The following is an 18,277-nucleotide window of genomic DNA, read 5'->3' as shown; positions in this document are numbered from 1 at the left end:
CTCAGGCCCACGGGATCGGCGCCGCCGATCCCGGTTTCGCCCCAGTCGCCGCTCGGGCCGTACTGGGTGGTGACCGCCGCGGTGTTCACGATGGTCGGGGCGAGTTCGGCCGCCGGGTCGAAGCGCTGCTCGACCGACCAGTCGTTGAGCTCGGCGGACCAGTGGGTGTGGCTCGTGAGCACGGTGACGTTCGGGTGGGCGGCGAGCAGCGACTGCAGGCGCTCGGTGTCGCGGTCGAAGTCGTTGCGGTTGAAGTTGATGTACGTGCCCGAGTTGGAGTCGGCGAAGACGTGGTGCGAGGCGAGCACGACGGGCTTGTTCTCGGCGCTGTAGTGCTCGAGGCGGGCCCGCAGCCAGTCGAACTGCTCGTCCGAGAGCACCACGAACGGCCCGCTGCCGGTCTGCGAGGGGTAGTCGTGGTACTCGCTGCCGATCCACAGCAGCGGCAGCTCGCCGTCGACGAGCACCTCGCCCCACAGCCCCGTGTTCGGCGAGGTCGAGCCCTCGACGCCGAGGCCGCGCATGCCGGTGCGGTCGAGGAAGCGCTGGATGTAGACGTCGGAGCCGTTGCCCCCGTAGAACTCGTGGTTGCCGATGGTCGACACGACGGTCGGGTACTCTGCTCCGCCGCCGCCCTGCACGGCCGCGAGGTAGCTGTTGTACTGGCTCTCGGTGCCCTGACTCGTCTGGTCGCCGTTCGAGAGCAGCACACCGGCGCGGCCGCCCGGCAGCCGCTCGAACCCGGGCATCACGTTGTTCTGCAGGCGGGCGTTGGCGCCCTGCACGTCGCTGAACACGTCGATGCGGGCGATGGCCTCGGCGTCGGCGGGGAGCTGCGGCAGCGGCTGCACGAGGTGGAGATCGTCGAGCATCCAGGATCCGCCGCCGGCGGGCGCCTCGTAGGAGAGGGCGAATCGCACGGTGGACGCGCCGTCCGGCACCGTGAAGGGCAGTCGGGGCTGCGCCGACTCCTCGTTCTCGGTCATCGTGCGCAGCACGATCGTCTCGCCGGTGTCGAAGACGGCGCTGACGACGGCGGTGCCGCCCGAGCCGCGCACGCGGAGGTGGCTGTCGAAGCGCAGTTCGAGCTTCGCGCCCGCGCTCACCTCGACGGGCGCCGAGGTGAGGGCGCCGGCGAAGGGCTGGGTCGAGGCTTCGGCGACCGCGATGGTGCCGGAGGCGCGGGTGAACGCCTGCCTGCGGTCGGTGCCCTGGGAGGCGACGACGTCGGCGCGGGTGGTGAACTGCCAGGCGCCCTCCGCCTGCCACGCGTCGGCGGCGCCTTCGAACCCGTCGAACCAGAGCTGCGGTTCGGTGGTGGCGCCGAGGTCGCCTGGTGCCGCCAGCACGGTGAGGCTCGTCTCGACCGGCACGACGCCGTCACCGGCGAGCAGGAGCGGAATGGTGCCGTTCGGCTGATCCGCCGGGATCGCGACGCCGAACGACACCGCGCCGTCGGCGCCGGCCGCGGGGATGCCCGAGACGGGGCCGCCCCCGAATGACGCTTCGAGCTGCTGACCGGGGCGCAGGCCGCCCACCTCGACCGTCGCCGTGGAGCCCGGCGCCACGGGCGCCTTGGTGTTGGAGATCACCGCGGGCGTGCGATCGGCCGGGGCGGCCTCCGCGATCGACACGTTGTCGATCATCCAGAACCAGTTGTTCGTGCTCTTCAGGTACTGCCAGCCGAACTGCACGTTCTGCGCGCCCGAGGGCAGGTCGACGGCGAAGGTGTGGGTCTGGTTGAGGCGGTTCGTGCCGAACTGCTCGACGAGCACGGGATCGCCGCCGTCGATCTTCGCGAGCAGCTTCGCCTCCTGGGGCGCCTGGCCCTGCTTGTAGTGGCTGTCGAAGCTGATGGTCACGGCCGCGGCACCGGGGTCGACCGCGTAGGCGGGGGCCCACAGCGTCGAGTCGAAGGTGCCGGTGGCGGGTCGGTTGCTGTCGGAGTGCACGACCGCGACGAGGCCCTGCGCCTTGCCGAAGCCGTTGCGGTCGCCGCTGTTGCCGAAGGCCGAGACGACTTCGGCCGGCGTGTGGAAGGTCCAGCCCTCCCAGCCGGCGCGCATGCCGGCGGTGTTCGCGCTCTCGACCGACCACCCGTCGGGGGCCTGCGACGGGGTGCCCGCGGTCTCGAAGTCCTGGGTGTAGGGCGTCGCGAGGGCCGCGGCGGGGGCGGCGACGGCTGGCGCGACGAGCAGGCCTCCGGCGAGCGCGAGCAGCGCTCCTCCGGCGACCGCGCGGGCGGGGCGTCGCGGGGCGCGACGGAATGAACTGTGCAACATGAGGGGCGTTTCTCCTTGTACGGGCGTCGGGCTGTTGCGGAGGGGTGGTGGTGCGTCGGGGTGCGGATGCGCGGTTCTCTCGGGAGCGGGCGGCGCGGCGACCGGCCGCTCGCGCCCCGCGGGCCGTCGCCCGCAGGGGGTTACTGCAGCCGCTTGCGGATCCAGCCGGATGCGAGGTCGACCGCCACGATCACCACGAGGATGATGATGAGGTACGTGAGCATCTCGTCGAACTGGAAGGTCTTGATGGCCTTGTTGATGAGCAGGCCGATGCCGCCGGCGCCGACGAGGCCGAGCACGAGCGAGGACCGCACGTTCACGTCGAAGCGGTAGAGCAGCAGGCCCGTCAGCTGCGGCAGCACGGTGGGGATCGTCGCGTTCGCGACCACCTGCCAGCGGGAGGCTCCTGCGGTTCGCAGCGCCTGCTCGGGGCCGGGGTCGATGTCCTCCATCGCCTCCGACCACAGCTTGCCCATCACCCCCGTGTTGTGGGCGATGAGCGCGAGCACCCCCGCGAAGGGGCCGAGTCCGACGGCGGTCACGAAGATGAGCGCGAACACGATGTCGGGCACGGCGCGGAAGAACGAGAGGATGCCGCGCGCGATCTGGTAGACGAAGGCGTTGGGCGCGGTGGTGCGCGCGCCGAGCACGGCGAGCAGCAGCCCGAAGGGCACCGAGATAGTGGTGCCGAGCAGGCCGATCCAGAGGGTGGTGAGCGCGCCTTCGAGGCCCTTCCGCAGCACCTCCCCGCTGAGGTCGGGCGGGATCGCCTCGGACAGGAAGTTCATCATGCCCTGCGCCCCGGTGACGAGCTTCGCGGGGTGGAAGTCGGTGGCCGAGAAGGCGAGCAGGTGCAGCACCACGAGCGCCGCGATGATGACGGACCAGGAGCCGGCGCGGTAGGGGGCCCTCGGGTCCCGGGGCACGGGCAGGTGCCCTTCGGAGCGGCGCTCTCGGGCGGCGGGGGTGAGCGTTTCAGTCACGGGTGCATTCCTCAGAGGTACAGCGAGGCCAGTTCGACGTCGTCGATGTCGGCGGTGGGGGCGTCGAAGACGAGGGCGCCGTCGCGCAGGCCGATCACCCGATGCGCGTACGTGCGCGCCAGGTGGGGCTGGTGCAGCACCGCGGCGACGCCGAGGCCCTCCTCGACGGCGAGATCGTGCAGCAGGTTCATCACGTCGTCGGCCGCCTTGGGGTCGAGCGCCGAGACGGGTTCGTCGGCGAGGATCATGCGCGGCCGCTGGCAGAGCGCACGCGCGATCGCCACCCGCTGCTGCTGGCCGCCGGGGAGGCTTCCGGCGCGGTCGTGGGCGCGATCCGCGAGCCCCACGCGGTCGAGGCAGGCCATGGCCTCCTCCCTCAGCTCGCGCGGGAAGAGCGGTGGCAGCGAGCGCCACCCGGGCAGCCTCGAGAAACCGCCGGCGCACACGTTCTGCAGCACCGTGCGGCGCTGCACCAGATGGATCTTCTGGAAGACGGTGGCGGCGGTGCGTCGCGCCTCGGCGCGTCGCTGGGGGCTCGCCTCGCTCAGGCGGACCCCGGCGATCGTGATGTCGCCGGAGTCCGCCTCGATGAGGCCGTTCACCGCGCGCAGCGTGGTCGATTTGCCCGAGCCGTTGGCTCCGAGGAACGCGACCACCTCTCCCGCGTGCACGCGCATGCTCATGTCCTTGAGCACGACGCGATCGCCGAAGCTCTTGAAGATGGCCTGCACGTCGAGCAGCACCTCGGCGGTGCCGCCCGGCTGCGCCGAGGCGGGGGTTCCGAGCACGGTGACGGCGCTCATCAGACGTCGGCCTCGGTGAGGCCCATGGTGTCGGCGAGGTCGAACAGCGGCTGGTAGGTCTCGTTCGTGACCTCGATCAGCGGGCCCGCGGGGTCGACGCCGAGGAATGCGCTGACCTTCTCGACGTCGGCGGCGTCGAGGCTCAGCAGGGCCTCCTTGACGGCGGTCTTGAACTCCTCGGGCAGGTTGTCGCGAACGGTGATCGGGTCGTTCGGGATCGGATCCGACTCCCAGATCTGCCGGAACTGCGACTCGTCGAAGGTGCCCTCGGAGAGCGCGGTCGCGAGCGTCTGCGAGTTGATCTGCGCGGCGTCGACGGTGCCGTTCACGAGGGCGAGCAGCGCCTCGGGGTGGCCGCCCGCGTAGTCCCACTGCACGTCGTCCTCGAGACCGGCGTCGACGATCGCTGACATCGGCAGGGCGTCGCCCGACGTCGATCCGGGGCTGCCGAGCGCGAGCGTCTTGCCCTTCAGGTCCTCGAGCGACTGCACCGGCGAATCCTTCGGCACCCAGATGCCGCCGGTGTAGGTGGTGGGTGCGCCTTCGGCGTCGCCGAAGGAGACCATCGCGGTTGCGCCGGCGCGCTCGTTGGCGAACACGAAGCCGAGCGGGCCGAACTGGGCGATCTCGAGCTGATCGTTCTCCATGGCGAGCACCTCGGCGGCGTAGTCCTCGGTGATGCTCACCTCGACGGGGCAGTCGAGCTTCTCGGAGAGCGCCTCGGCGAGCACCTGGTAGGCCGGCTCGAGCGACTCGGGATCTTCGTAGGGGAGGATGCCGAAGCGGATCTTGCCGTCGGGGCATGTGGCCGAGGCCTCGCCCGCGGCCGCGTCGGCCTGGGACGAGCACGCGGCGAGGCCGAGGCCCAGCAGTGCGACCGCGGAAGCGGCGAGGATGGTGGTCTTCTTCACGATTCTCCTTGGGTGACAGAGGTCGGTGGGATGGGGTCAGAGGGATGCGATGGTGCGGGCGCCGAGGGCGAGGCCCACGGTCATGCCGACGCCGGTGGTCACGGTGACCACGGAGACGCCGGGGGTCGGGGCGGCGCGAAGGATGTCCTGCTCGTCGCTCGTGGCGTAGAGGCCCTGCCAGCGTTCGAGCACGTCGAGGCGCGGAGCGGCGAGCAGGGCGGCCGTCTCGTCGAGCAGCAGTTGCGTCCAGCGCTCGTCGAGGAAGGGCGGGGCGGCGTCGTGCGCGGCGTGCGAGTCGCCGACGAGCAGGGTGCCGTCGGCCTGCTGGGTGAACATGACGTTGGCGTCGATCTCGAGCAGTTCGGGCCGGGAGGCGAGGATCTCGGCGCGCAGCGCTTCGGCGGAGGAGCCCGCGAACGCGCCGTAGCGCAGCATCGACGTGCCGGTGAGCACGGCGGGGCCGCGGCCCATCGCTCGCGGGGCGCGCACGCGCACCATCTGCAGCGCGCACTGCCGCACGCGGTGGCGCTCGGCCAGTTCGGGGAAGAGGCGGCCGACGAGATGCCCGGCCGCGACCACCACGTGGTCGGCCTCGATGCGGCCGCGGCTGGTCTCGACCGATCCCCCGCGCGCCCCGCGCACGGTCGTCGAGAAGCGCACCTCGCCCCGCTCGTGCGCGTGAACCCAGGCGGCGATCCGGGCGACCGCGGTGCGGGGGTCGGCGGTGAGATCGGCGGGCAGCAGCGCACCCGCGCGCAGATGGGCGGGATCCGGGATCCGCAGCAGCTCACCGGCTTCGGCACCGGTCACGAGCCGCGCCCCTTCGGGGGCTCGCTCGGCGATGAACTCCTGCAGCACCGCCTCCTCCGCGGCCGAACGGGCCACCGCGAGCGTGCCCGAGCGGCGCGCCTCCACCCCTGCGCGCTCGACGAGCGAGAGCCAGAGCGGGTTCGCCTCGAGTGCGAGCTCTCCGAGTTCGCCGGCCTGCGCCGACGTGCAGACGTAGCCGAAGTTGCGCACGCTGGCCAGCACGGCCGAGGCGTCCTGCTCGAGCACCGTCACGCGGTGGCCGGCGTCGAGCGCGGCGACGGCGTGGCCGAGGCCGACGATGCCGGCGCCGACGATCACGACGTGCGGGGCATGGGTGGAGGGGGTCATGCATTCGATGGTGAAGCCTGAAAAGTAATCATGACAACTTTCCGGAGGGGTGTTCTTGAAGCGTTCACGATGCGCAACCGGCAGGTGGGAGATCGTCACGATTCGTTCACCTGACGGCCACCGGCGAGCATTTCGACTAGTACAGACAACTTGTAGACTGACCGCATGACCGACAGCTCACCGCTCCACGCCAAGCTGTACGCCGAGATGGTGCACCGCATCCGCACCGGCGTCTGGCAGCCCGGCGACCGCGTGCCCAGCGAGAAGTCCCTCGTCGCCGAGTTCGGCACCTCGCGCGGCCCCGTGCGCCAGGCGCTCGCGGCGCTGCGCGCCGAGGGCATGATCATCGGGCGCCGCGGCGCGCCGCCCCGCGTGCAGCGCACCGCCCCGGCGCAGTCGTTCGACACCTTCATGTCGTTCACCGAGTGGGCTCGCGAGCTCGGGCTCGCCCCGGGCCAGCGCGTCATCGAGGCGAGCCGGCGCCCCGCCACCGAGGACATCGCGCGCGAGCTGCAGCTCGAGCCCGACACCCCCGTCGTCGAGATCATCCGGCTGCGGCTGCTCGACGACAAACCCGCCATGCTCGAGCGCTCCCTCTTCCCCTACGAGATCGGCAGGCACCTCATCTCGGCCGACCTCGACCACGGCAGCATCTACCAGACGCTGTGCGCCGCGGGTGTCGTGCCGGTGCGCGCCCGCCACGTGATCGACGCCATCGCGGCCCACCCGCTCGAGGTCGAGCAGCTCCACGTGAGTCCGGGCGCACCGCTGCTGCGCGTGCGCCGTCTCGCCTACGACGAGTTCGGCACCGTCATCGAGACCGCCGACGACCGCTACCTGCCGGCGATGGCCACCTTCGTGGTCGAGAACAGCGCCGAGCACCGCACCCCGCTCACGCGCCAGGCCGGCAGCACCGGCGTCGACCTCTTCGAGCGCGCCGGCTGATCCGCGTATCGCCGCACCCCGCGTCACCCCTCCGTTCCGCTCACCCGCGCAGCGGCAGTCGCATCGCCCCGCGCCGTCACCCGCGAGGCGGCGCGTCGCAACTCCCCCGCGACCCCACCCCTAGGAGAACCCGCATGATCACTCTCGCCGTCTTCGACATGGCCGGCACCACCATCGACGACGGCGGCGCCGTCTACGACGCGCTGCGCATCGCGGTCGAGGAGACCGGGGCGTCGGTCTCCCCCGCCGACCTGCAGGCGTGGATGGGCACCGAGAAGCGCGCCGCCATCACCGCCCTCATCGAACTCGGCGGCGGCGATCCCACGCAGCCCGCCGACAAGGTCGATGTCGCCTTCGAACGCTTCCGCGCGATCCTCGACGAGCTCTACACCGCCCAGACCCCGACCCCGATCGCCGGAGTGCCCGAGGCGATCGCCGACCTGCGCGCTTCCGGCGTGCAGGTCGCGCTCACGACCGGGTTCTCGCGCGATGTGGCCGAGGGCATCCTCGACCAGCTCGGCTGGGCCGTCGGCGCGGACGGCGGCGAGCGTGCCCCGGGGACGGCCGTCGACGCGCTCGTCTGCGGCGACGAGGTCGCCGCCGGCCGCCCCGCGCCCTACATGATCCACCGGGCCATGGAGCGCACCGGCACCCTCGCGGTCTCGGAGGTGCTCGTGGCCGGCGATACCGCCGTCGACGTGCAGGCAGGCGCGAATGCCGGTGCGGCGGTCACGATCGGCGTACTGTCGGGCAAGCTCGACCGAGCGGCCTTCGAGGGGCAGCCCTTCACGGCGCTGCTCGACTCGGTCGCCGATGTCTCGACACACCTCGCCAGCTGCTGAGCGCCCACGAATCGGCCCGACTTGGTCTCACCATCCCCGCTCAAAACCGGGGCGTTGGTGGGACGAAGTCGGGCCGATTGCGAACCCCGCGCTACCGGTTCGCCGCGACGGGCGCGCCGATCCCGGGATCGATCTGCGTCGGCCCCGACGCCGAGGGGCGCACGTCGAAGTCGAAGATCTCGACGGGCAGGTACACCGTCGAGCAGGAATTCGGGATGTCGACCACACCCGAGAGGCGCCCCTCGATCGGCGCGGCGCCGAGCAGCAGGTAGGCCTGCTCGGGGCTGTAGCCGAACTTGGTGAGGTAGTCGATCGCGTGCAGGCACGCTCGCTGATACGAGAGATGCGAGTCGAGGTATCTCTGCTCGCCGTCGAGCGTCACCGAGGTACCCGAGAACGCGAGCCAGTGGCTGTAGTTCGGCTCGACGTTGCCCGGCATGAAGATCGCGTTCTCGCTCACCCCGTACGTCTCCATGCCGCCCGGGATGATGTCGACGCGCAGATCGATGAAACCGCCCATCTCGATCGCCCCGCAGAACGTGATCTCGCCGTCGCCCTGCGAGAAGTGCAGGTCGCCCACCGACAGGTTCGCCCCGTCGACGAAGACCGGGTAGAAGACGCGAGAGCCCTTCGTGAAGTTCTTGATGTCCTGGTTGCCGCCGTTCTCGCGGGGAGGGGCGGTGCGCGCCGCCTCCGATCCGACGCGCGCCCACTCGCCGCGGTCGAGCCCGCCGAGAATCGCGTGCTCCGCTTCAGGCGGCAGAGCGAGCGGCGGCACGCGATCCGGATCCGTCGCGATCAGGGCCGCCTCGCGCGCGTTCCACGTGCGGAGCAGTTCTGCCGAGGGCGCGGTCCCCATGAGGCCCGGGTGGATGATGCCGGTGAACGAGACCCCGGGAACGTGCCGGGAGGTCGCGGTCTGGCCCGCGAAATCCCAGACCGCCTTGTACGCGTCGGGGAACTGCTCGGTGAGGAAGCCGCCTCCGTTGTTGCGCGAGAAGATGCCCGTGTAGCCCCAGCCCTGGCCCGCGAGCGGCCCCGAATCCTCCTGCGGGATTGGGCCGACGTCGAGGATGTCGACGATGAGCAGATCCCCCGGTTTCGCCCCCTCGACGCGGAACGGCCCGCTCAGCGTGTGCACCGTCAGCAGAGGCGCCTCGAGGATGTCCTGCGCGGAGTCGTCGTTCTTGATCGCCCCGTCGAACCACTCGCGGCAGTCGACCCGGAAGCTGTCGCCCGGCTTGACGGTCGCGACCGGAGGGATCTCGGGGTGCCACCGGTTGTGACCGAGTTTCTCCTGATCGACGAAGCGTTTACTCGAGTCCAGTCTGAAGATGTGCTCTGGCATGGCGGTCTCCGTTTCTGTGGTGACGGCTGCGCTGCCGCCGGGTGTTCGGATGTAACGGTCTTCGAGGACTCGGATCAGGGACGCGGCAGCTTCGCGTGCAGCGGGTGACGAGTCGTGGACTGGGCGCGGCGCGAAGCCGACGGGGGCACACCGCTCACGATCTCGGGCTCGGAGGCGCTCTTCGCAGACCGCTCCATGAGCTGGAACGCCGAAGTGCCGCTGCGTGAGAGATGCGGCGCCGTCACCGAGCGTCGCGCCCGGGCGCCGCACACGCGGCAGTCGGTCTCCCGGGGCACCTCGGCCATCGAGTAGAGGGCGTCGAAGCGGCACCCCTCCGAGCATCGGTACGAGTAACTGGGCAACCGGACCCCCTCGGAACTCAGATGCCGAGCAGGAGCATTCGGCCTCTCCGTCGAGCGGGCCACCGGGTTCGGAGACCCATTGCCGCCACCATAACCGCGCCGCTGTGCGAAGTCAACGGAGTCGACCGCGGGCGCTCCGCAGGCCGGGCCGCCGCTCCCGCTCACCGATCCCGCCCGCGCACCGGGCCGCCGCTCCCGCTCACCGATCCCGCCCGCGCGCCGGGCCGCCGCTCCCGCTCACCGATCCCGCCCGCGCCTCCCGTCTCCCCACGCTCTCCCGCGCCCCCGCTCCCGCTCCCGCCGATGGATCGGCCCACCTTCGTCCCATGACGAAGCCCGATTCGGGCGGTGTTCATGAGACGCAGTCGGACCGATCGTGACCACCGAGGCGGCGGGAGGCGACCGGCAGAGCTCGCCGGCAGGTCAGACGCCGCGCACCGCGCGGGCCGCCGCGATGGCCTTCCCCAGTCTGCGCAGAAAGGCGGAGGGGTCGCGCAGGTCCAGCGCCGTCACCGTGAGCACCCGCCACCCGGCATCGATCATCGCCTCTCGGCGGGAGTTGTCGAGGCGCCGCTACTCGACGCCGCCCTGCTGGTGATAGACGCCGTCGTACTCGATCGCGTCTTCCACTCGGGATATCCGAGGTCGGCGTGGAGCACCCGCCCGTCGACCGGCACGCTGCAACAGGTCTGCGGGGTCGGCAGCCCCGCGTTCTCGATGAGCAGCCGCGTGAGCGACTCGGCGGGCGACTCCACTCCGGTGCGCAGCCTCGGCAGGGCTGCGACGAGCTTGGCCGACCCGCTGCACCCGCCGAAACGGCGGGCCGTCGCCGTCAGCTCTTCGATGCTGCAGAGCGGCTCGGCCCAGCGGTCCCTGCCGGAGATGAGGAAATCGCCGGCCATGATCAGCTGCTCCAGCGGGTACGCGCCCGCGAGCAGCGCCCAGACCTCGGCCGGTGAGGGCAGCCAGAGAGGCTCCAGCGGCGTCTCGAGCAGGGCACCGGCGCGCACCTGGTGACCGCGGATTCCACGCCGCTCCGGGGGTTTCATCGGCCGCACCGCACCGACCTCGAGGTCGCGGGGCTCGCGCAGCAGCGGAATGTCATACGCCAGCGCGGCAGTCGCGCGGGAGAGGAACCGGCCCGGGCGCATGAGGGCACGCGCTCCCGCGATACGCGTCTCGAGCAGTGCAGGGTCCGCGTGTCCTTCCACCAGGATCCCGCGGAAGACTCGCTTCGTATCACCGCGATACAGGCGCCATCTCGGAACCCCGCCCTCGAGCAGCGCGGCGACCGGCACGGCAGGGCCCTGGTCGAAGGGAAGACGGATCTGCTGGAGCGGCTTCATACGACGACGTTAGGCGGCGGCGAGAGGCCGACGCTCGCTATCCACAGGCGCCGAGCTCGGCTCTGACCGGCACGCCGTAGCTGTGGATAACTCCCTCGACGGAATCCGCCCGACTTCGTCCACTGAAGCGCGGGGTTCCGCCGGCTCTTGATGGGAGGAAGTCGGGCCGATTGAGAGAGAGCGGGAGGGCGGGAGGGCGGGAGGGCGGGCCTCAGCCCGCGGGGCGGGAGCCTACGCGGGCACGGGCACCAGCGAGTCCTCACGCAGCGAGGCCGACACCATGATCGGCAGGTGGTCGGAGAGGCCGCGGTTCAGGGTGCGCACGCTCGAGATGTCGATGCCCGAGGAGGTCGCGAAGTCGAAGTGGCCGCGGAACATCTTGTAGCGCGTGTAGGTGCGCTTGTCGCTGAGGCTCAGCTCGTAGCCGTGGTCGCGCATCTCGGTGTCGAGGCGCCCCTTGAAGACGGGGTAGTTGTAGTCGCCCACCATGAGCGCCGGCAGGCCCGGGCCGAGCGCGCGAAGCTCGCCGAGGGCGGCGTGGATCTGGTGCCTGCGCAGCGAGTTGAGAGCGGTGAGCGGGGCGGCGTGGAACGACGCGACGACGAAGTCGCGGCTCATCTCGGCGTCGTGCAGGCGCGCGCCGAGCAGCCGCTCGTGGGCGGGCGCGAGCAGCCGGTCGTGCAGCGACTTCTTGAGCTGGAAGGTGTGGGCCGATCGGGCGAAGAACCGCTCCTCGCGCACATACATCGCGAGGCCGAGCCGGTTGCGCTCGGTGGCGTGCACGAGTCTCATGTGGCCGAGGTGCGCGGGGAGGGCGATCGCCTCCGCCTCTTGCAGGCAGAGCACGTCGATCTCGTGATCCTCTGCCAGCGCACCGATCTCGGTGACGGCCCGGTTCTTGCGCAGGTTGTAGCTGACGACCTTCATGCAGCTCCCTTCCTCGGGTGGGCGTCGGAGTCCGACAGCACTACCTTACGCTCGTGGAGCTGAACGCGCCGATACTCTCAGCGCTTGCATGGGTGGGGCATGCGGGGCGTTCAGTCGAACGGCAACCGCGCGGCCTCTGCGGCGAGCGCCTCGCGCACCGCTGCGAGCGCGGGGTGGCGGCCCTGCGAGGCGCGCACGGCGGTGAAGACGGTGCGGTGGGGGCGGTCGGGCAGTTCGATGAGCCGCAGCCGCGGCGCGGCGCCGACGTGCACGAGGCCCGGCAGCAGGGCGACCGCGTTGCCGGACTCGATGAAGCCGATGTGCGCCTGCAGGTCGGCGGTCTCGTAGCGCACGTCGGGCTCGAAGCCCGCGGTGCGGCAGGCCTGCTCGGCCCAGTGCCGCGTCGCCGCGCCCTGCGGCTCCATCACCCAGGGCAGTTCGGCGAGGTCCTCGATGCGCTCGGCGCGATCGAAGCGCGGGTCGCCGGCTCCGCTGGGCGGCACGGCGAGACGGATCGGATCCCGGGTGAGGGGTTCGCGATCCAGCCCCTGGAAGTGCTCGGCGGCGTGGCCGGGGTACTGCTCGGCGACGACGAGGTCGAAGCTGCGGATCCAGGTCTCCTGCAGCGCGGCGCCCGGTTCGTACTGCACCACTTCGACGCGCAGGCCCGGGTAGCGCTCGCGGAGCCTGCGCAGCGCACCGGGAAGCACCGAGAGCATCGCGGTCTGGAACGCGGCCACGCGGATCGTGCCGACGACTGCCTCGCGCACGCGGTGCAGGGCGGCCTCGGCGCGTTCGAGGCCGGCGAGCAGCTCGGCGGTCTCGGCGACGAGCACCTCGCCCGCGGGTGTGAGCTCGAGCGTGCGGCCGGCGCGCCGCAGCAGCTGAGCGCCGGCTTCCCGCTCGAGCACGGCGAGCTGCTGGGAGACGGCGGAGGGGCTGTAGTTGAGCGCCTCGGCGACGGCGGCGACGGTGCCGCGGGCGTGCAGCTCCCAGAGCAGCCGCAGGCGCTTCATCTCGAGCATGGGGGCCTTTCCGGGCGGGGATCCCAATGATTCAGTTCTGCTTCATATTACCCGGTGAAAAGTATCGCTTTACTTCAGGCTCGACACGGCTCACACTGGCCGGAGCAAGCACACCCGCTCAGACGCGCCGTGCGTCCCCCAGAAAGGTCAGCCGTGAGCAGTCGCACCGCAGGCACCGCCGCCCGCCCCCAGGACCTCGCCGAGCCCGCCATCGCCCTCGTGCGGCGCTGGCTGCGCGAGGCCTCCGAGTTCCCCGTCGACGCCTCCGCGGCGCGCCTCGCGGGCGTGCTGCGCGATCCGAACGGCCTCGACTTCACCGTCGGCTTCGTCGACGGGGTGGTGCGCCCCGAAGACCTCGGCGCCGCGGCGAAGAAGCTGCATGAGCTCACGCCCCTCACCCCGGGGTTCCTGCCCGCCCCCATGCGCGGCGCCATCGGCCTCGGCGGCGCCTTCGCGAAGCCCCTGCCCGGTGTGGTCGTGCCGATCGCCCGCCGGGTGCTGCGCCAGATGGTGAGCCACCTCATCATCGACGCGAGCGACGCGAAGCTCGGCTCCGCGATCGCGAAGATCAAGCGCGACGGGGTGCGCCTCAACATCAACCTGCTCGGCGAGGCGATCCTCGGCGAGCACGAGGCCGAGCGGCGGCTGGCCGGCACGCACCGGCTGCTCGCCCGGCCCGACGTCGACTACGTGTCGATCAAGGTGTCGTCGACGGTCGCGCCGCACAACCACTGGGCCTTCGACGAGGCCGTCGCGCACATCGAGCAGCAGCTGGTGCCCCTCTTCGAGCGGGCGAACGCGGCCAGCCCGAAGAAGTTCATCAACCTCGACATGGAGGAGTACAAGGATCTCGACCTCACCATCGCGGTGTTCAAGCGGATCCTCGGACGCCCCGAGTTCGCACGGCTCGAGGCCGGCATCGTGCTGCAGGCGTATCTGCCCGATGCGCTCGGCGCGATGATCGACCTGCAGGAGTGGGCCGCGCGCCGGGTGGCCCACGGCGGGGCTCCCGTCAAGGTGCGCATCGTGAAGGGCGCGAACCTGCCGATGGAGCACGTGGACGCCGCGATCCACGGCTGGCCCGCGGCCACGTGGGGCAGCAAGCAGGATTCGGACACGAGCTACAAGGCCGTGATCGACTACGCCCTCACCCCCGATCGGGTGCAGAACGTGCGGATCGGCGTCGCCGGGCACAACCTCTTCGACGTGGCGCTCGCCTGGCTGCTCGCGAAGGAGCGCGGCGCCGAGGCCGGTATCGAGTTCGAGATGCTGCTCGGCATGGCGACCGGGCAGGCCGAGGCGGTGAGGCGCGAGGTGGGGTCGCTGCTGCTCTACACCCCCGTCGTGCACCCCGAGGAGTTCGACGTCGCGATCGCATACCTGATCCGCCGCCTCGAGGAGGGGGCGAGCCAGGAGAACTTCATGTCGGCGGTGTTCGAGCTGCACGACGACGAGGCCCTGTTCGCACGGGAGGAGCAGCGCTTCCTCGCATCGCTCGACGACCTCGCGGGGATCACCGGCGACGGATCCCCCGAGTCGTACGACGTGCCGAAGCCCAACCGTCGGCAGGACCGCCGGCACTACGACGACGCCGGCGCGGAGGCCCGCGTCGAAGCCCGCGTCGCGGCAGGCCGGCGCGGCGACTTCGAGAACACGCCCGACACCGACCCCGACCTGCCGGGCAACCGGGAGTGGGGCCGCGCCATCGCCGACCGCATGGCCGCGTCGCAGCTCGGTTCCCGGCTCGTCGAGTCGTCGCGCATCGGCGACGAGAGCGCGCTGAACGAGGTCGTCGAGCGCGGCGTCGCCGCCGCCGACGCATGGCAGGCGCTCGGCGCCGACGAGCGCGCCCGCATCCTCATCCGCGCGGGCGAGCGTCTCGAGGCGCGCCGGGCCGAACTGCTCGAGGTCATGGGATCGGAGTGCGGCAAGACCCTCGACCAGGGCGACCCCGAGGTGAGCGAGGCCATCGACTTCGCGAACTACTACGCGATGCTCGGCCAGCTGCTCGAGCAGGTCGACGGCGCCGAGTACCGGCCGCAGAAGCTCATCGCGGTGATCCCGCCCTGGAACTTCCCGGTGGCGATCCCCGCGGGCGGCGTGCTCTCGGCACTCGCCGCGGGATCCTCGGTGATCATCAAGCCGGCCTCGAGCGCCGCCCGCTCGGGCGCCGTGATGGTCGAGGCTCTGTGGGAGGCGGGCGTGCCCCGCGAGGTGCTGCAGTTCGTGCAGTTCGCCGACCGCGGTCTCGGTTCGAAGCTGGTCGCCGATCCGCGCATCGACCGTCTCATCCTCACCGGGGCGTACGAGACCGCCGTCGCCTTCCGCGAGCTGCGCCGCGATCTGCCGATCCTCGCCGAGACGAGCGGCAAGAACGCGATCATCGTCACCCCCAACGCCGACCTCGACCTCGCCGCGAGAGACGTCGCGCAGTCGGCCTTCGGCCACGCCGGCCAGAAGTGCTCGGCCGCGTCGCTCGTGATCCTCGTCGGCTCCGTCGCGACCTCGAAGCGCTTCCGCGGGCAGCTGCTCGACGCGGTGCGCTCGCTCGAGGTGGGCACGCCCGAGCATCTCGAGACCCAGATGGGCACCATCATCACCGCGCCCGACGGCAAGCTGCTGCGGGGGCTCACCACCCTCGGCCCGGGCGAGCAGTGGCTCGTCGAACCGCGCCCGCTCGCGAGCGACAGCCCGCTCGCGCTCGACGGGCAGGGCGGCAACAAGCTGTGGAGCCCCGGCGTGCGCGACGGCGTGCAGCGCGGCTCCGAGTACCACCTCACCGAGTACTTCGGGCCGATCCTCGGCATCATGACCGCGAAGACCCTCGACGAGGCGATCGATCTGGTGAACGAGATCGACTACGGTCTGACGAGCGGCCTGCACTCCCTCGACCGCGACGAGCTCGCGCTCTGGCTCGACCGGGTCGAGGCGGGCAACCTGTACGTGAACCGCGGCATCACGGGGGCCATCGTGCGAAGGCAGTCGTTCGGCGGCTGGAAGAAGTCGGCCATCGGCGCCGGCACCAAGGCCGGCGGCCCCAACTACCTGCACGGTCTCGGAGATTGGGCCGACGCCCCGGTGCGGGGCGAACTGCGCGCCCCTCGTCCCGCGGCGGCCCCGCTGCTCACCGCCGCGCAGCAGGCGGGCGTCGCGGGCGACGAGCTCGTCTGGCTCCGGGCCGCGCTCGGCTCGGACGCCGCAGCGTGTGAAGCGGAGTTCGGGATCGCCCGCGACGCCTCCCGACTGGGCGTCGAGCGCAACCTGCTGCGCTACCTGCCGGTGCCCGTGACGATCCGCCTCACGGCCGACGCCCCGCTGCACCGGGCGGTGCGCGCGATCGCCGCAGGAATCGCCGCCGGGGCCGCTCCCGTCGTGAGCACGCCGGTCGCCCTGCCTCAACCCGTGATCGCGGCCCTCGTCGGCGCGCGCGTCGAACTGCACTTCGAGGACGACGAAGCCTGGAAGGACCGTGTGCGCGACCTCGCGGCTCAGGACGGTCCCCACGCGGGGGCGCGCATCCGCATCGTCGCCGGCGAGTCGCGCACGCACGAGGTGTCCGAGGCCTACCGGGTCGCGGCGGGCAAACCCGACATCGCGGTCTACGGCGGCGAGGTCGTCTCGGCCGGCCGGGTCGAGATGCTGCCGCACCTGCACGAGCAGGCGGTGTCGATCACCGCTCACCGGTTCGGCACGCCGAACCGGCTCTCCCAGGGTCTCATCTGACCCGGGCCCTTCGCCTCGGACCCCGTTCGAGGCGAAGGGCCGCACCCGGGAGTGTGCGAGAGTGGAACCGCATCAGGATCCGCCCGAGCTCCCTCCAGCCACACCATAGAAAGGGACGACGATGTCCGACCAGGTCTTCCTCTACATCGCCCTCGGGCTCTACTTCGCGCTCATGCTGTTCATCGGCTACATGGCGTTCCGCAGGACGAGCGACCACGAGGGGTACATGCTCGCCGGCCGCGGGCTGCCGCCCTGGGTCGCCGCGCTGAGCGCGGGCGCCTCCGACATGTCGGGGTGGCTCATCATGGGTCTGCCGGGGGCCATCTACGCCACGGGCCTCATCGAGGGCTGGATCGCGGTGGGCCTGCTCATCGGCTCCTACCTCAACTGGCGCCTCGTCGCGCCCCGACTGCGCGCCTACACCGAGGTCTCCCGCAACTCGATCACGATCCCGAGCTTCTTCGAGAACCGCCTGCGCGACCGCTCGCGGCTGCTGCGCAGTGCGGCGAGCATCATCATCCTCGTGTTCTTCACCCTGTACGCCTCGTCGGGCATGGTCGCCGGCGGCGTCTTCTTCGAGAGCGCGTTCGGCGGCGAGTACATCGTCGGCATGGTGATCGTGACCGCGGTGACGCTCGCGTACACACTGTTCGGCGGGTTCCTGGGGGCCTCGCTCACCGATGTGGTGCAGGGTCTCATGATGGTCACCGCGCTCGTGATCGTGCCCGTCGTGGCGATCGTGAACATCGGCGGGTTCAGCGAGACCGCGAGCATCGTCGAGACCGTCGGGTCGGGCAACCTCTCGATCTTCGGCGGCGCAGAGCTCGGCGCCGGCGCCACCGCGCTGATCGTGATCTCGGGCCTCGCCTGGGGCCTCGGCTACTTCGGCCAGCCGCACATCATCGTGCGCTTCATGGCCCTGCGCAGCACCCGCGACGCCGCGAGCGCGCGCCGCATCGGCACCAGCTGGCAGTTCGTGTCGCTGCTCGGCGCGGTGAGCGCCGGCCTCATCGGCATCGCCTACTTCGACAAGTTCGGCGGCGCGCCGCAGAACCCCGAGACCGTCGTGCTGCTGCTCTCGCAGACGCTGCTGCACCCGCTCGTGTCGGGTCTGGTGCTCGCCTCGGTGCTCGCGGCGATCATGAGCACCCTGTCGAGCCAGCTCATCGTGTGCTCGTCGGCGCTCGTCGAGGACATCTACCGCGCGGTGAAGAAGACGCCGCCGAGCCAGCAGACGCTCGTCGTGCTCGGCCGCGCCGGCGTGCTGCTCATCGCCGCGATCGCAGCGCTGCTCGCGATCACCCCCAACGACACGATCCTGGGCCTCGTGGCCTTCGCGTGGGCCGGCTTCGGCGCCGCGTTCGGACCGATCGTGCTGCTGAGCCTCTACTGGCGCAGGCTCACCAACTGGGGCGCGCTCGCCGGCATGGTGTCGGGCGCGATCGGCGTCTTCGTCTGGCCGCTGTTCGAGACGGGGCTCTACGAGCTGCTACCGGCCTTCGTGCTCGCGCTCCTCGTCGCCGTGGGGGTGAGTCTCGCCACCTACCGGCGCAACGAGGAGATCGAGCAGGACACCGGCGTGATGATCGCCGTCGGCAAGCAGCGGTAGCGCGGAAGCGCCC

Annotated in this window: 13 protein-coding genes and 1 pseudogene; 4 read left to right on the top strand and 10 right to left on the bottom strand. The window is 71.3% G+C overall.

Features of this window, described 5'->3' with window-relative positions; genetic code table 11:
• Window positions 1–218 precede the first annotated feature (218 nt).
• From Leucomu_RS15795 to Leucomu_RS01555, 5 genes and pseudogenes are all read right to left on the bottom strand, one after another.
• Window positions 219–749, bottom strand: a pseudogene (locus Leucomu_RS15795) (hypothetical protein); the annotation flags it as partial.
• A 1,673-nt stretch (window positions 750–2,422) separates the two neighbouring features.
• Window positions 2,423–3,265 (bottom strand): phosphonate ABC transporter, permease protein PhnE, encoded by an 843-nt coding sequence (gene phnE / locus Leucomu_RS01570; RefSeq protein ID WP_128386123.1) that lies wholly within the window; start codon window positions 3,263–3,265, stop codon window positions 2,423–2,425.
• An 11-nt stretch (window positions 3,266–3,276) separates the two neighbouring features.
• Window positions 3,277–4,068 (bottom strand): phosphonate ABC transporter ATP-binding protein, encoded by a 792-nt coding sequence (locus tag Leucomu_RS01565; RefSeq protein ID WP_228407188.1) that lies wholly within the window; start codon window positions 4,066–4,068, stop codon window positions 3,277–3,279.
• The gene (locus tag Leucomu_RS01560; protein WP_017884382.1) at window positions 4,068–4,979 is read right to left on the bottom strand and encodes a phosphate/phosphite/phosphonate ABC transporter substrate-binding protein; all 912 of its coding nucleotides are present in this window, start codon (window positions 4,977–4,979) and stop codon (window positions 4,068–4,070) included. The genes Leucomu_RS01565 and Leucomu_RS01560 overlap by 1 nt, the downstream gene beginning before the upstream one ends.
• A gap of 36 nt (window positions 4,980–5,015) precedes the next feature.
• Window positions 5,016–6,137 (bottom strand): TIGR03364 family FAD-dependent oxidoreductase, encoded by a 1,122-nt coding sequence (locus Leucomu_RS01555; protein WP_128386122.1) that lies wholly within the window; start codon window positions 6,135–6,137, stop codon window positions 5,016–5,018.
• Window positions 6,138–6,302: 165 nt separating this feature from the next.
• Here Leucomu_RS01555 and Leucomu_RS01550 point away from each other — a divergent pair, with 165 nt between their 5' ends.
• Complete coding sequence (locus tag Leucomu_RS01550; protein WP_017884380.1) at window positions 6,303–7,082, top strand: GntR family transcriptional regulator; 780 nt, start codon at window positions 6,303–6,305, stop codon at window positions 7,080–7,082.
• A gap of 134 nt (window positions 7,083–7,216) precedes the next feature.
• A complete protein-coding gene (locus tag Leucomu_RS01545; protein ID WP_017884379.1) occupies window positions 7,217–7,924 on the top strand; it encodes a phosphonatase-like hydrolase in 708 nt (235 codons plus the stop codon).
• A gap of 91 nt (window positions 7,925–8,015) precedes the next feature.
• Here Leucomu_RS01545 and fmdA read toward each other — a convergent pair whose 3' ends face one another.
• From fmdA to Leucomu_RS01520, 5 genes are all read right to left on the bottom strand, one after another.
• Window positions 8,016–9,272, bottom strand: coding sequence for a formamidase (fmdA, locus tag Leucomu_RS01540; protein WP_128386121.1), 1,257 nt, complete (start codon window positions 9,270–9,272; stop codon window positions 8,016–8,018).
• Window positions 9,273–9,346: 74 nt separating this feature from the next.
• Entirely contained in the window at window positions 9,347–9,577 is a 231-nt protein-coding gene (locus Leucomu_RS01535; protein ID WP_267128456.1) for an FmdB family zinc ribbon protein, read from the bottom strand.
• 596 nt (window positions 9,578–10,173) lie between these two features.
• Complete coding sequence (locus Leucomu_RS01530) at window positions 10,174–10,785, bottom strand: hypothetical protein (protein ID WP_128386120.1); 612 nt, start codon at window positions 10,783–10,785, stop codon at window positions 10,174–10,176.
• A 426-nt stretch (window positions 10,786–11,211) separates the two neighbouring features.
• On the bottom strand, window positions 11,212–11,907 hold the full coding sequence (locus Leucomu_RS01525) for an endonuclease/exonuclease/phosphatase family protein (RefSeq protein WP_017884374.1): 696 nt from the start codon (window positions 11,905–11,907) through the stop codon (window positions 11,212–11,214).
• Window positions 11,908–12,017: 110 nt separating this feature from the next.
• Window positions 12,018–12,932 (bottom strand): LysR substrate-binding domain-containing protein, encoded by a 915-nt coding sequence (locus Leucomu_RS01520; RefSeq protein ID WP_128386119.1) that lies wholly within the window; start codon window positions 12,930–12,932, stop codon window positions 12,018–12,020.
• Between the two features lie 153 nt (window positions 12,933–13,085).
• On the opposite strand from Leucomu_RS01520, the gene Leucomu_RS01515 reads away from it, so the two are divergent.
• Together Leucomu_RS01515 and putP are read left to right on the top strand one after the other, a co-directional pair.
• Window positions 13,086–16,655, top strand: a complete 3,570-nt coding sequence (locus tag Leucomu_RS01515) for a proline dehydrogenase family protein (protein WP_128386118.1) — start codon at window positions 13,086–13,088, stop codon at window positions 16,653–16,655.
• A 121-nt stretch (window positions 16,656–16,776) separates the two neighbouring features.
• The gene (gene putP / locus Leucomu_RS01510; RefSeq protein WP_128386117.1) at window positions 16,777–18,264 is read left to right on the top strand and encodes a sodium/proline symporter PutP; all 1,488 of its coding nucleotides are present in this window, start codon (window positions 16,777–16,779) and stop codon (window positions 18,262–18,264) included.
• Window positions 18,265–18,277 lie beyond the last annotated feature (13 nt).

The sequence above is a fragment of the Leucobacter muris genome (genome assembly GCF_004028235.1).
Taxonomy (GTDB): Bacteria; Actinomycetota; Actinomycetes; order Actinomycetales; family Microbacteriaceae; genus Leucobacter; species Leucobacter muris.
Note: the sequence above shows the minus strand (reverse complement) of the source record. Positions and strands in the feature narration are given on the sequence as shown.